The organism is Erwinia sp. STN24, assembly GCF_041320675.1.
In the GTDB taxonomy this organism is placed as follows: Bacteria; Pseudomonadota; Gammaproteobacteria; order Enterobacterales; family Enterobacteriaceae; genus Erwinia; species Erwinia aeris.
Window position 1 is genome coordinate 1331998 of record NZ_JBGGPM010000001.1, and the last position, 13661, is coordinate 1345658.

Sequence of the window (13661 nt, forward strand, 5' to 3'; positions counted from 1 at the left end):
CGGTTACTGCTCCCTTGTTTTCGTCCGCTTCCCTGACGTTCTCCCTGACTGAAAGTTGCTCTGGTTTAGGACTATTCCGAAAACAACGCAACTTTATCTGCTCTAATTTCCGGATACAACGGAGGCCAGCTAAAATTTTAGATAAAGTGTGATCCAGATCACACTTTTGGGGGTAATTTGACAAAATTATCCTTCAGAAACGCTGTTGATTAGTTCACTAACTAAGCAAATTTGGACTTTTTTGTTAAATTTTAACCCTACGCGATCATTTACCGATGAAAATGGTTCCTTTTACGTCGATTGAATGGAGGAATGATGTGTTTACGCGCACAACTGGATGTAAAAACGCATAAAAGACAAATATGCAGAGGAATGTGCTGATTTTTGTATGTTAAGCATGTGTAAATCGTAATCACTAAAGGTAACTATCGACAGGGGCAATGATGCGTGCAGAGTAAGATATTGCAGGTTTGCGACAGGAAGTGTTTAGGGAGTGTAAGCCGCGTCAGTCCTGTGTTTAGCGGGTGCCAGCGGATGTAACCAGGGGTAACATTAGCAACGCGAATGTTTGTGCCAAAAATTTAACCTCAGGCAGTAGGTATCGGCACGCGCCTTGTTTTCTTTAGTAAAAAGTGATTTTTTTCCTTTTTTTTCTTTCCGGTGGTCCTTTTAAGGCGCTTTTTTGAGCAGTACGGACTTAAAAAATTAAAAAAAAAGGGCAACCCACGGTCGCCCCTAAATTAACTGGCATGACTTATGCTAGACGGAGAGCGTCGCCGCTTTATCCGCCCCGCCCTGTGCCTGGCTACGTACCGGCAATGCCTGGAGATCTTTCAGATAGGATTTGCGCCAGTGCGTAATATCGTTCTTACGCAGCACGTCCATCATGTCGTTGTAGCGTGAGATACGCTCGTCCAGCGGCATGGTTAACGCCTGGTTCAGCGCGGCAGCCACTTCATCACGATCGTAAGGGTTAACGATAAGCGCGGAGGTCAGCTCGTTGGCCGCCCCGGCAAAGCGTGACAGCACCAGTACGCCAGGATCTTCCGGATTCTGCGCGGCCACATACTCTTTTGCCACCAGGTTCATCCCGTCACGCAGCGGCGTCACCAGACCAATATCGGTCAGGCGGAAGATTTTCATCAGCAGGCGGCGATCGAAATGCTGGTTCAGGTAGTAAAGCGGCGTCCAGCCCAGCGTGCCGTATTTACCGTTAATGCGGCCTGCTTCCGTTTCCAGCTGATGACGAATATCCTGATAGGCCTGCACGTCGCCGCGCGAGGTTGGCGCAATTTGCGAATAGCGGATTTTCCCACGATGCTCGGGGAAGTTTTCCAGCAGCGCTTCATAGGCAAGGAAACGCTCCGGCAGCCCTTTCGAGTAGTCCAGGCGCTCACAGGCAATAATGTTTTTGGCGTCGCCGAGGTCGCGTTTCATCGCGGCCATCTTCGGCGGCAGCGGCCCTTCAGCCATCTCTTTAATGCTGTCCGGCTCGATGCCTATCGGATACACCTCGGTAGAGAACTGATTGCCGAACGCCACGTGCGTTTTGCCGTTGGTCTGCACATTGGTCAATAGCGCCAGTGACTCCAGGAACGCCATACGGTCGCTCTCTGTCTGGAAGCCCAGCAGATCGTAATCGCACATCATCTCCAGCAGCTCATTGTGCGGCGGCAGCGCGTTGAAGATTTCCGGCGTCGGGAAAGGAATATGCAGGAAGAAGCCGATGCGGTTTTTCACGCCCAGCTTGCGCAATGCGGCGGCGAACGGCAGCAGATGATAATCGTGGATCCACAGCACGTCGTCCGGCTCAATCAGCGGCAGCAGGCGTTTCGCCAGCATGGTGTTGACGTGACAGTAGCCATCCCAGGCCTCGCGCTGGAAGTTTACCAGGTCAAGGCGGTAGTGGAAGGCTGGCCAGACGACCGCATTGGAAAATTGCAGGTAATAAAGGTCGTAATCGTTTTGATTAAGGCCAAAAGAAGCGTAGGTGACGTTATCTTTTTCAAACAGATCCATCTCCTTGTCTTCTTCGCCGATCTCGTTGATTTCCCCATTCCAACCAAACCACAGGCCGCCGGTGGTTTTCAGCGCATCCATAATGCCAACGGTCAGTCCGCCCGCGCTGGTTTTTGACCCATCCGGTACGGCGATGCGGTTAGATACGACTACTAAGCGACTCATAACCTTGACTCCTTAATGACTTATCGTCTTGATCTAGTTTTAATAATGTTTGCTCAAGCCAGTGATAAACGGCCTCGACGTCAGCCAGGCGATAGCCCGCTTTTGTCTCACCTTCACCTACCTTGATTGCGATGCCGTCCAGGGCATTGACCGCTTCAAAACCTGCCTCATCGGTCAAATCATCACCTAAAAATACCGGCGTTCTGCCGGCAAAAGGGGCCTGCTGCATAAAATCGGCAATGGCGGCACCTTTACTGACGCCTTTCGGCTTTAGCTCCACCACGCATTTGCCTGGCTGTAGCGCCAGCTCGGGAAAGCGTTGGGTCATCGTTTCCGCCAGCGTCAGGATAGCCTGCTGATAGTGCGGTGCGCGGCGGTAGTGCAGCGCAAATGCCATGCCCTTCGTTTCCAGCTGCGTATCCGGCATCTTCGCCACGGCTTCGCTCAGCAGCGACGTCAATGAGGCAGAGACGTCGTCCGGCAGGGAAAGCCGCTCGGTATGCCCGGCTGCATCGCGACGCTCCGCGCCGTGCACGCCGGCCAGCGGAAAGCGCAAAGGCGCCACCAGCGCATCCAGCTCGCGCGTCGGACGGCCGGAAACCAGCGCCAGCGCGCCGTCGCTCAGTTCGGCCAGGCGGGAAAGCGCGGTTTTGGCCGCAGCAGGGATAAAAACCTCTTCCGGGCGTGACTGGATAGCGGCGAGCGTGCCGTCCACATCAAAGAAAAAAGCGTAACGTCCTTCAGGCACTAAAGGGGGTACGGATTCCAGCGTATTCACAAATATTCCTCCTGATTATGTGTGCCACGGCGCTACGTCGGCCCAATGTCTGGACTGACGTTGGCGGAAACAGACGTCAGGTCTGCTTTGCCCACAACGCACGAGGAAAAAATTTTTGTCAGCGGATGTGGCGGAGCGAGAAAGAGGATGCGTTAGAGAGGGTATTCGGCGCTGATTCCTTCTGCATAATCTCTGCACGCCTCGTGCAGTCTGTCTCATCTCGTTGCCACATACGTAACAACATCAGCTATCAGTATAGTCACTGATAGCGGCTCTGCCAGACGTGCTGGCTCCGGGGCCGCTTGTTACGCCTCTAACATGGCAAATAATCGCGACAAAAACCCCAGGAGTAATACGAAATTGTGAAATTTTTGGTAGAAACAGGAAAGTTGGTGTTGAAATGTTAGCGTGCTGTTGTTCCTGCCCGTCAGGCGACGGGCGACATCCACAGCGTATTCAGGTTGTAATGGCTCCAGGTCTCCGCCTCTTCCGGCCCGGCAATACTGTCCCAACAGTAGCGATCGGCCAGATCGATCACTTCCGGCCGCAGCATATGATTGGCAGAAAGCGAATAGAACACGCAAACCCTGGGCAGCAGCAGCGAGCTTTCGCCCGGCTCAATCACCACGGCCACGCGACCGGAAGCCAGACGCACGATTGAGCCGACCGGATAGATGCCGACGGCTTTCACAAAGGCGTAAAAGATTTTGCGATCGAAATGCCCTTCCCAGCTGGCCATCTGGTGCATCGCGCTGGCCGGATTCCAGCCCGCTTTATAAGGACGATTGGAGGTGACGGCGTCATAGACGTCGCAAATCGCCGCCATGCGCGCCAGCTGGGAGATATCTTTGCCTTTCAGGCCGTGCGGGTAGCCGCTGCCGTTGATTTTTTCATGATGATGCAGCGCCACGTCCAGCACCGCTTCGTTTTCACCGCTGCGGCGCAGCAGATCCTCGCCCATGACCGGATGCTGTTTCATCACGTCGAACTCATCGTCCGTGAGCTTGCCGGGCTTGTTGAGGATCTCCAGCGATACGCCCGCCTTGCCGACATCGTGCAGCAGGCCGGCCGTGCCTGCCAGGCGCGTCTGTTCATCATTGAGGTTAAGCTGGCGGGCGAGCGATACCATCAGCGCGCAGACCGCCACGGAGTGCAGGTAGGTATAATCATCGTGCGTTTTCAGCCGCACTACGCTCAGCAGCGCGGCCGGATGGCGGCTGAGGGAACCGCCGATTTCGTCCACCAGCGGCAGCGTGCTGCGGGTATCAATCGTTTTACCGAGGCGCGCATCGTTGAACATGCTCATCACTTCGCCTTTGGCATGCAAGCAGATCGCCTGCGCCTGCGCGATCTCTTCATGGATACCCGATACCCTGGGCAGGGCAAGCTGTTCGTGAAGCGGATCCTGACTGTCCGGGCCACGCCCTTTCTCCAGATCGATCCAGACTTCTTTTATGCCGCTTTCCACGATGACGTCAATCTGCTGCTGCGTGGTAAGCAGCATATGGTTACGCACGAGGGGATGCTTCAGCCAGAAAACTTCCAGCTTGTGCACGTACATGCCGGTGCGCAACTCGTGTATCTGAATTCTTATTATCATTTCCCCCCTCCTGCCCCTCCTGCCTTTTCCTCCAATCTGCACAGGTATCGGCGGCACGAAAAAAACCTTCAGCCATTGTCGCCGCTTATTTTGCTTTTTTCGATTTATTTACATTGCCCGGGGCAGGCTGTTCGCCAGCCTGAAAAGGTAAGTCGTTTTCAGGCTGGAAGGCGAAGAGGGCATTACGCCGTACGGAGGTCGGCTTCGGGAAGATTAGTGAATAACGTTGTCGTCGCTGGCGGAACGGCGATTCAGGGCTTCACCGGCGCTGACCTGAGCATGGCGAAGCTCTCTGATAGCGGCAAGGCAGGCTTTGCGGTGCTCTTCATCCGTTTGTCGGGCCGCCAGCGCGCGTAGTTCATTAATAAGCGAGGCAAGATTAAGCGGGCGCTGCTGCTCAAGAAGCGCCAGCGTGGCTTCTCCCAGCATCAGATCCCGTAATTTTTCAGAATGGCGATGGTCCATGGAAACTTCTCTGGCTTGTCTGCCGCGTGGATCGCTTTCCGCGTGGCAGGACGGAACGCCTGAACCCACGCGCAAAGAAAAAGCAGGTCGAACGAGCGGTGGGCTACGCGGGCGTTTAGCTTTCGCGACCGAACAGCATAGCAATTAGTTCGTGATGATGTTTTTCGAGGTCGGGCTCGCTGACATCGGCCAGGCGGCTCAGCAGCTTTGCACAGATTGACTGGCGATTAACCGTCATGCCGGATTTTAAAATCTCCATCACTACCTCACCCAGCGTTTCCTGATGAGAAGGTACAGCAGCGTCATGGGCGCCGAAGTAGAGGCTCATGTCCGCAGTTTGTGTGTTGAAATTATCCTGACGCATAATGGATCCTCTTAAGCAGGTGAAAGAATGCCCGAAGGGGGTAACGTTTCTACCCTGTACAGCTTTTCAATTAATGTACAGTATCTTAAAAGTCTGGGGCGGATTTTTTTTGCAGAAAATGCTTTTTTGAGACATAAAAGGCGTTATTTGGTCACATTTTAGTTAATAACTAACAACCTTTTCTCAAAATATTTAGCCGGTTATAACAAAAACAGGAAATGACAGGCTTAAGCACAAACTTGTACAACCGCGAGTAAAAACGGGGGAGAACGGCTGTCTCCCCGCGATGACGCCTTATTTTTTCGGTACGTTTACTGCAGATTTGCCTACGGTTTCGTTTTCGATTGGCCCTGATGCGCCAAGATCGGTGCCGGTGACCGGATTCACCGTGGTATCGGAAGCGGTACGCAACGCCAGATTATCCAGCTCGGTTTTCTGATCGGACGGCAGCGTGATGCTGGCATAACCGTCGCCGCCATCTACCGCCGGTGCCGGATCGGCTACGTAAGTGAAGTTTTCGTCCGAGTTCCAGCTTCCACGCACCTCGCCGCCTTCTGACATATTGTAATAAACGTTCGAGTACTGCTCGATAGGCGGCAGCTTGCCGACCGGAAAGTTATTACGAATGGAATAAAGCGCCTTTTCAAAAGAGATCTGATGCGCAACTTCGCGGGTCATCAGAAAGCCTAACGCATCCTTAACGCCCGGATCGTCCGTTACGTTAATCAGGCGCTCATAGAGGATTTTAGCGCGCGCTTCGGCGGCGATATTAGAGCGCAGATCGGCTGTAGGTTCGCCGATGGTATCAATATAGGCTGCCGTCCACGGCACGCCGCCGGAGTTGGTCAGCGCCGGGCCGCCGCCGTAAAGAATCGACGTCAGGTGGCTGTCGTTACCATTGCCGGTGATGGAGCGGTACAGCTCGCCCTCTTCTTCCGTGCCTTCGGCCAGCTTGCCTTTGGCGCCTTTGTTCAGCATCCCGACCAGCGAACCGATAATTTCCAGGTGGCTCAGCTCTTCGGTGGCAATATCCATCAGCATATCGCGACGGCCTTCGTCTTCGTCCGACAGGCCCTGGGTAAAGTAGCGGCAGGCCGCGGCCAGCTCGCCCTGTGGCCCGCCGAACTGTTCCAGCAGCAGGTTAGCCAGTCCGGGATTTGGCTCGGCAACGCGAACGGTATACTGCAATTTTTTTACGTGTCTGAACATAGCTCACTCCAGTCAGAAAAGGCTTCCGGCAATCTGCTCTGCGGCAGATCTCTCCGCTCTTTATTGCTGGTTTTCATACCTGAGTTATGGCGGCAGAAATAGATTACATGGGGTATTTCTGCTTGAGGATATTCAACGTCACTATTCAGGTTTAAAAACCTCGTTTAAAGCATAGTTTACTTTTTTCCCCTGCAAGGTATCTGAGCGGAAAGTAAAACGAATAAGATTAGTCCTGGGGCGTTAATTACGACCAGGGAAAAACAGAATTGCGTCCTGCCAGGCTAAATAGCTGTTTTAACCCGCCGTCTTAGCGAAATAATTATCATTAAGATTGCCATGCGAATTACGCAGCGATGATTGCTGCCGTATGGGATTTCTTATTTCGTGTTTGCCGGAATAAAACACCTGAATAATCTGCATTTGTACCCGCGCGGCCTGGTCTGGTTTTTTGTGGTCTATGCTTGCCCTCGGGTTTTCATAGTGAGGAGAAAGCAATGAAGTACAGAAAACTGGGCCATTCCGGCCTGATGGTTTCTGAGCTGACGCTCGGGACGTTAACCTTTAACGGCCAGGCCGGCTTTGAAAAAACCGGCAACGTCGATGTTCGCCAGGCCCGCCGTTTTATTGAGATAGCGCTGGAACGAGGCGTCAATACCGTGGACACGGCCGACCTTTATTCCAAAGGCGGGGCGGAAGAAACGCTGGGCGAGGCGCTGGGCGGCAATCGTCAGCGCGTTATCCTGGCCACGAAAGCCCGCAGCCCGATGAGCGACGATCCTAACGACAGCGGCGCCACACGCTTTCATCTGATTAAGTCCTGCGAGAACAGCTTAAAGCGTCTGAAAACGGATCATATCGATCTCTATCAGATCCATAACTGGGACGGCGTGACGCCGGTAGAAGAGACGCTGCGCGCGCTGGAAGATCTGGTGAAAAGCGGCAAAATCCGCTATTTCGGCACCTCGAACTATACCGGCTGGCAGATGATGAAAACGCTGGGCTGCGCCGAAGTGAATCATCTGCTGAAGCCGGTAAGCCAGCAGATTTACTATACGCCGGAGTCGCGCGAGGCGGAGTTCGAGCTGCTGCCGATGGCGCTGGATCAGAATATCGGCACGCTAATCTGGGGGCCGATGGGCGAAGGTCTGCTGACCGGCACCGTACAGCGCAATGTGAAAACGCCAGCGACCTCCCGTCAGGGCAACGGCTGGCCGGAACCCTACGTGCACGATATGGAGCACGCTTACCGGGTTATCGACGTGCTGACCGAAGTGGGCAAAGAGCATAATGTATCGACCGCGCGGGTCTGCCTGGCCTGGCTGCTGACGCGTCCGGGCATCACGTCGCTGATTGTTGGCAACCGCACCGAACAGCATTTACAGGACAACCTGGCCGCAGCGGAGCTGACGCTGAGCGAAGCGCAGATCAAACGTATTGAGCAGGCGACGCGTCCTGCGCCGCGCTATCCGTACTGGCACCGTTTCACCAGCGGCATGGACAGACTGGATCCTGCGGAAAAAGTTTTTCTGGATGAGTATCAGCAAACGCTGGAAGAACGGAAAGATCTCGACCGTAAATAATCTTTTTGTGGCTAACGAACCCGGCTGACGGGTTCGTTTTCGCGTTTATCGTTGGCCCTTTTATATCTTGTTCACCTGCCTTTATATTCCGCCTTAATTCGTAGCCCCGCCCGTAATAAAAAACAGGCCGCCGCACTTTTGTTATCGCTGTCCGCACAACGCAACGGCGCAATTGGTCTGCGGCTATACTGATAAAAAAACAAAAGGAGAAGGATATGAAACTTGCCGTATTTGATATTGGCGGTACCTCGTTAAAAATGGGCGTTGTAACGGATAAAGGCGACATTCAGGCCAGTGATAAAGCGGATAACGAAGGATCGCGCGAGGCTATTCTGGGCGCTATCCTGGACTGGCTGGAAAAAAACCCCGGCTGCGAAGGCATTGCCGTTAGCGTGCCGGGCTATGTCGATCCGCACAACGGGTTTGTGTCGATGGGCGGCACGGTCAGGGCGTTTGATGATTTCCACCTGAGTAAATGGCTGACGGAAAAAACCTCCCTGCCCGCCACCGTGGAAAACGATGCGCACTGCGCCCTGCTGGCCGAACGCTGGCTGGGTAAAGCACGCAATATGTCCGATTTTTTGATGATCACCATCGGCACCGGGCTGGGCGGCGCGGCCTTCTGCAACGACGCGCTGGTACGCGGCAAGCAGGATCGCGCCGGCGAGTTCGGCTGCCTGCTGGTGGCGCGTCCCGCTGGCGGCAGCGTCAGCCACTATACGATGGGCGACAACTGTACGATGACCGCGCTGCGCAAAAGCTATGCGCTGCACAGCGGGCGTGATGTGGACGAGATCAGCGGCAAAGACGTTTTCTCCGGCTGGGATAATAAAGAGCCGGTCGCCACCAGGCTGGTCACCACCTTTTATCAGGATCTGTGCGCCGGCATTTATAACCTGGCGAACGTATTCGATCCCGAATGCATTTTTCTGGGCGGCGGCATCACCGAGCGCGAGGATTTTCTGGAGGAGGTGAAGTTTCATCTGGCCTGGTTCGGCAAAACCATCCCGGTGGATACGGCCACCTTCGGCAACGATTCCGGGATGTTAGGCGCGGCCTGGCACTTCCTGCAAAGTAACCAGCGCGATACCCACGGCTGACAGGCGTATCAACGCGCACGGGCGCCATTGGCAAGGCTAAGCCCAGCAACATCGCTGGCGCGCTTGTCAGGCAATCCACAGGCGCCAACGGCAAGGCTAAGCCCAGCAACATCGCTGACGCGCTTGTCAGGCGGCCCGCGGGCGCCATTGGCAAGGCTATACCAATAACCCTGTCAGCGCTCGTTGGGCAGCCTGCCGTTATGCTGGCTACGCCAGCCTCGCTAGCGCGCCCGTTGGGTGGTCAGCGCCAGCGACCAGAGATTGCGCTGGCAGCGGGGGCAACTCAGCTGCTGCTGCGCCTGTAGCCGCTGCGTTTCTCCGCAATGGTTGCAGGCGTAGAGGCCATCTGCGGGCACGCAGGTATAATCCTGCCGATGTTGAGGCGGCAGCACGGAAAGGCCCGGCCGCACCTCGTGCCGATCGTAGTAGTAAGCGCTGATATCGCCGTCCAGCTCGATCAGCGCCAGCCGGATCTGACCCAGATGCTCCACGCCCTCCTGCCGCAGCTCCATAAAGAATTCGTCCTCAGAAATGTTCAGCCCGTCCAGGCTGTCCAGCACATACAGGCCGTCCTGAATCAGTGTGATCACTTCGCCCTCCACCCATCGGGCGACCCGTGAGCTGCGTGCGGTCAGAAAAGTCGTAAAACGATAAAGTACCAGCAGCACCAGGAAGACCATCGCGACCGGCAGCACAGGCACATCATCATAAAAAGTGACGTCTCCTGAGGCCGATCCCAACGTCAGGATAATCACCAGCTCAAACAGCGACAGCTGGCGAATGCCGCGCCTGCCGGAAACTTTCAGAAAGAGAAAAACAACGATGTAGGCGAAGAGTACCCGAACCGCGACCTCGCCTAAAAAAGTAATGGAAAGATCGTTCAAGAAAAAGCGGTGCCAGTCGAAAGAAAACATAAGCGTGCGTGATTATCCCAAAGAAAAAAATGATAAGGCGTCAGTGGAAAAGTTGATATTTTATGACATTTTCCTGCGCAGAAAGCCATTATTAAGATGCATAAAACGAGGCTGGTGGCCCTGCGTCCACGCTGTATTTTACTTAGCGCAAAAAAGAAATAAGCGGCTCTTATCCTTCTGCTCCGGCGCAACTATTATTCCCGCTGCAGTATAAGCTGCTTTATTAACCGGGGACGCACCTTTAAGAAAAAGCGAATAAATTCCTGTTATTACAATCTGTTGCCGGAAAGTTCCGATCAATGCCTTGCCTGCCGCCCGCATTCAGCGATACTGTATATAAACACAGTTAAACCGGAATAAGCATTATGCAGCCGATTTCCCCTGCTGAAATTATGGAAGATCTTTTTTTACCGCTGTTTATTGAGCGCGTACCCTGCGGCTTTCCCAGTCCGGCCCAGGATTATATTGAGGACCGTCTGGATTTGAATAAGCTGGTGCTGCGTCATCCCAGCGCCACCTATTTTATCAAAGTAAGCGGCGACTCGATGATTGAGGCCGGGATCGGCCATGACGATCTGCTGGTGGTGGATCGTTCGCTGACCGCAGAGCATGGCGATATCGTGGTAGCGGCCGTGGCCGGTGAATTTACCGTTAAAGAGCTACGCCTCCGCCCTTTTTTACAGCTGATGCCGCGCAATCGTCACTATTCTCCGATTACGTTTCACGATGCGGAAGAGCTGGAAATTTTTGGCGTGGTCACTTTTATTCTGAAATCCACCAAAAATGTTCGCGCTGGTTGACGTCAACAGCTTTTATACCTCCTGCGAAACGGTGTTCCGTCCCGATTTGCGCGGCAGGCCGGTGGTGGTCGTTTCCAACAACGACGGCTGTATTATTTCCCGATCGGCCGAGGCAAAAGCGCTGGGCATTAAAATGGGCGAACCTTATTTTAAAATTAAACAGGATCTCCAGCGTCAGCAGGTGCAGGTTTTCAGCTCAAACTATGCGCTGTATGCCGATCTCAGCCATCGGGTGATGACCCTGCTTGGCGAGCTGGCGCCTGCGAGCGAAATTTACTCTATTGACGAGGCTTTTCTGGATCTGACCGGCGTCAGCAACTGTCTCTCGCTGGAGGATTTTGGCCGCGACATCCGGCAGCAGGTGCTGAAAGCTACCGGCCTGACGGTCGGCGTCGGCATCGCGCCAACCAAAACGCTGGCCAAGCTTGCTAACTATGCGGCGAAGAAGTGGAGCAAAACCGGCGGCGTGGTCGATCTCTCCGATCCGGCGCGCCAGCGCAGGCTGCTGCCGCTGGTGCCGGTTGAAGAAGTCTGGGGCATTGGCCGTCGCGTCGGCAAGCGTTTGCAGCTGATGGGCATTAAAAACGCGCTGGATCTGGCCGACAGTCCCGTCCCCACCCTCCGCAAGCACTTCAGCGTGGTGATGGAGAGAACGGTGCGCGAGCTGCGCGGCGAATCCTGCCTGGCGTTAGAGGAAATGGCACCCGCTAAACAGCAGATCGTCTGTAGCCGCTCTTTCGGGCACCGCGTCACCGACTATCAGGATATGCATCAGGCGATCTGCGCCTGGGCCGAACGCGCGGCGGAAAAGCTGCGCGGCGAGAAACAGTATTGCCGCTTTATCAGCGTTTTTATCCGCACCAGCCCGCACGATGACAACGGCACCGGCTATAACAACCAGGCCTCCGGCAGGCTGCTGCTGCCCTCGAACGATACGCGCGATATTATTCGGGTGGCGACCGAGGCGCTGGACCGTATCTGGCGCGAAGGCGAACGCTATATCAAAGCGGGCGTGATGCTGAGCGATTTTTACAGCGAAGGCGTGGCGCAGCTGGATCTGTTTGCCGAAACGCAGCCGAAGGCCAACAGCGCGGCGTTAATGACCGCCATTGATACGCTGAACCGCTCCGGCAAGGGGAAAGTCTGGTTTGCCGGCCAGGGCATTGAGAAAAGCTGGTCGATGAAGCGGGAGATGCTCTCTCCCGCCTGGACCACGCGCTACAGCGATTTGCCGACGGCGAAGTAAAACGAGCGACGGGCCAGCCCGGCAAACAGCGCCGACAGCACCAGCAGCGCCAGGCCGAAGGCGAACGGACTCCACCAGCCGGCCGCGTCAAACAGCAGGCCGCCCAGCCCCGCGCCAAGCGTGATCGCCATCTGGATCACCGCCACCATCAGGCCGCCGCCCGCTTCGGCATCGTCGGGCAGCGCGCGGCTTAGCCACAGCCCCCACGCCACCGGCGCAGGCGTCGCTACCAGCCCCCAAAGCGCCAGCAGCACGCCGGTCAGCAGCAGAGAATGCCCCAGCGCGATCAGCAAGGCGGCCAGCAGCGCCATGCCGAGCGGAATGGCGATCAGATAAGCGTAGAGGCGGCGCTCAAGCAGCGTACCGATAAGCCAGGTGCCGATGAGTCCCGCCCCGCCCAGCAACAGCAGCAGCAAAGAGAGCTGGTTGACGTTGGCGCCGGTAACGGTTTCCATAAACGGGCGCAGATAGGTAAAAATGCCAAACTGCCCCATAAACAGAAACATAATGCCCGCCATGCCCAGCGCCACGGGCGGCCGAACAAGCAGGCGCAGCGGGTTGGCGGCTTTGTTGCGGCCGTTGCCGGGCAATGATGGAATGCTGCGCCATTGCCAGATAAAGGCGATAACGGCCAGCGGCACCACCATAAAGAACGCCCCGCGCCAGCCAATATACTGCCCAAGAAAACTGCCCAACGGCGCGGCGACGGTAGCGGCCAGCGCGTTACCGCCGTTGATCAGCGCCAGGCCCTTCGCTACCGCGTGAGCAGGCACAAGGCGCATCACCGTCGCCGTCGACATCGACCAGAAGCCGCCAATGGCGATCCCCAACAGCGCCCTGCCGACCATAAACATCAGGCCATTGGTCGAAAAGGTTACCGTCAGCCCGGAAAGCGTCAGCAGCAGCGTAAAGGCGATCAGCACTTTTTTACGATCGAAACGCCCGGTCAGCGGCGTGTTAAGCAGGCTGGTGAGCACGGCAAAAAAACCGCTGACGGAAATTGCCTGTCCGGCATGGCCCTGACTGATCCCTAACCCCTGCGCGATGGGCGTCAGCAGGCTGACCGGCATAAATTCTGAGGCGATCAGCACCACTACGCCAAGCGCCATCGAAAAGACGGCGCCCCAGGCAGGGTGATGACGAGATTGTTCCGCTACAGCACTATTCATGAACGATTCCGATATTATTAACACTTGCGCTATTTTGCACGCTGGCCGGGTTAATGATTAGACGGGCGTAATCGCATGTAATTGTGAATTTTTTGCATCAATCAACGAACGCAAATCCTCAGAGCCCCGTGAGCACGCATAAAGAGCGGCACTGCAGGGCTTTGGAGTTTTGTGCGCCGCAGGCAGGCGAAGCGGTAAAAGAGATAGAGTAATGCGATCGGATAGGGTAATTTTTACGCGTTTGTGAAATTT

12 protein-coding genes are annotated in these 13661 nt (G+C 55.3%); 4 read left to right on the forward strand and 8 right to left on the reverse strand.

From position 1 onward, the window contains the following. Nucleotides 1-759 precede the first annotated feature (759 nt). From otsA to ACA373_RS06490, 6 genes are all read right to left on the reverse strand, one after another. The gene (otsA, locus tag ACA373_RS06465; RefSeq protein WP_253460644.1) at nt 760-2184 is read right to left on the reverse strand and encodes an alpha,alpha-trehalose-phosphate synthase; all 1425 of its coding nucleotides are present in this window, start codon (nt 2182-2184) and stop codon (nt 760-762) included. Further along, nucleotides 2159-2962, reverse strand: a complete 804-nt coding sequence (gene otsB, locus ACA373_RS06470; protein WP_370734232.1) for a trehalose-phosphatase — start codon at nt 2960-2962, stop codon at nt 2159-2161. Before otsB ends, otsA begins: the two co-directional genes overlap by 26 nt. 427 nt (nt 2963-3389) lie before the next feature. Next, nucleotides 3390-4562 carry an HD-GYP domain-containing protein gene (locus tag ACA373_RS06475; protein ID WP_253460637.1) on the reverse strand — a complete coding sequence of 391 codons (1173 nt, stop codon included), beginning with the start codon at nt 4560-4562 and terminating at the stop codon, nt 3390-3392. Between the two features lie 213 nt (nt 4563-4775). Continuing rightward, nucleotides 4776-5027: a hypothetical protein gene (locus ACA373_RS06480; protein WP_253460634.1), complete on the reverse strand. Its 252-nt coding sequence runs from the start codon at nt 5025-5027 to the stop codon at nt 4776-4778. Nucleotides 5028-5142: 115 nt separating this feature from the next. Next, complete coding sequence (gene ycgZ, locus ACA373_RS06485; protein WP_253460631.1) at nt 5143-5391, reverse strand: regulatory protein YcgZ; 249 nt, start codon at nt 5389-5391, stop codon at nt 5143-5145. Between the two features lie 294 nt (nt 5392-5685). After that, nucleotides 5686-6600: a manganese catalase family protein gene (locus ACA373_RS06490; protein WP_253460628.1), complete on the reverse strand. Its 915-nt coding sequence runs from the start codon at nt 6598-6600 to the stop codon at nt 5686-5688. A gap of 494 nt (nt 6601-7094) precedes the next feature. Here ACA373_RS06490 and ACA373_RS06495 point away from each other — a divergent pair, with 494 nt between their 5' ends. Then, nucleotides 7095-8180 (forward strand): aldo/keto reductase, encoded by a 1086-nt coding sequence (locus tag ACA373_RS06495; protein WP_253460625.1) that lies wholly within the window; start codon nt 7095-7097, stop codon nt 8178-8180. A 215-nt stretch (nt 8181-8395) separates the two neighbouring features. Next, entirely contained in the window at nt 8396-9280 is an 885-nt protein-coding gene (locus ACA373_RS06500; protein WP_370734233.1) for an ROK family protein, read from the forward strand. 221 nt (nt 9281-9501) lie between these two features. Here ACA373_RS06500 and ACA373_RS06505 read toward each other — a convergent pair whose 3' ends face one another. Further along, on the reverse strand, nt 9502-10194 hold the full coding sequence (locus ACA373_RS06505) for a DUF421 domain-containing protein (protein ID WP_370734234.1): 693 nt from the start codon (nt 10192-10194) through the stop codon (nt 9502-9504). 365 nt (nt 10195-10559) lie between these two features. Here ACA373_RS06505 and umuD point away from each other — a divergent pair, with 365 nt between their 5' ends. Continuing rightward, entirely contained in the window at nt 10560-10994 is a 435-nt protein-coding gene (gene umuD / locus ACA373_RS06510; RefSeq protein WP_253460616.1) for a translesion error-prone DNA polymerase V autoproteolytic subunit, read from the forward strand. Continuing rightward, nucleotides 10978-12240, forward strand: coding sequence for a translesion error-prone DNA polymerase V subunit UmuC (umuC, locus tag ACA373_RS06515; RefSeq protein WP_253460613.1), 1263 nt, complete (start codon nt 10978-10980; stop codon nt 12238-12240). Before umuD ends, umuC begins: the two co-directional genes overlap by 17 nt. On the opposite strand, the gene ACA373_RS06520 is transcribed toward umuC, so the two are convergent. Continuing rightward, on the reverse strand, nt 12213-13409 hold the full coding sequence (locus tag ACA373_RS06520) for an MFS transporter (RefSeq protein ID WP_370734235.1): 1197 nt from the start codon (nt 13407-13409) through the stop codon (nt 12213-12215). The genes umuC and ACA373_RS06520 overlap by 28 nt on opposite strands. Between the last annotated feature and the right edge of the window lie 252 nt (nt 13410-13661).

Bases quoted from the DNA above. Each gene is read 5' to 3' on its own strand.
- ACA373_RS06500 (WP_370734233.1), top strand. From the start codon at position 8,396: ATGAAACTTGCCGTATTTGATATTGGCGGTACCTCGTTAAAAATGGGC.
- ACA373_RS06490 (WP_253460628.1), bottom strand. From the start codon at position 6,600: ATGTTCAGACACGTAAAAAAATTGCAGTATACCGTTCGCGTTGCCGAG.
- otsA (WP_253460644.1), bottom strand. From the start codon at position 2,184: ATGAGTCGCTTAGTAGTCGTATCTAACCGCATCGCCGTACCGGATGGG.
- ACA373_RS06495 (WP_253460625.1), top strand. From the start codon at position 7,095: ATGAAGTACAGAAAACTGGGCCATTCCGGCCTGATGGTTTCTGAGCTG.
- ACA373_RS06480 (WP_253460634.1), bottom strand. From the start codon at position 5,027: ATGGACCATCGCCATTCTGAAAAATTACGGGATCTGATGCTGGGAGAA.
- ycgZ (WP_253460631.1), bottom strand. From the start codon at position 5,391: ATGCGTCAGGATAATTTCAACACACAAACTGCGGACATGAGCCTCTAC.
- ACA373_RS06505 (WP_370734234.1), bottom strand. From the start codon at position 10,194: ATGTTTTCTTTCGACTGGCACCGCTTTTTCTTGAACGATCTTTCCATT.
- ACA373_RS06520 (WP_370734235.1), bottom strand. From the start codon at position 13,409: ATGAATAGTGCTGTAGCGGAACAATCTCGTCATCACCCTGCCTGGGGC.
- umuD (WP_253460616.1), top strand. From the start codon at position 10,560: ATGCAGCCGATTTCCCCTGCTGAAATTATGGAAGATCTTTTTTTACCG.
- ACA373_RS06475 (WP_253460637.1), bottom strand. From the start codon at position 4,562: ATGATAATAAGAATTCAGATACACGAGTTGCGCACCGGCATGTACGTG.
- umuC (WP_253460613.1), top strand. From the start codon at position 10,978: ATGTTCGCGCTGGTTGACGTCAACAGCTTTTATACCTCCTGCGAAACG.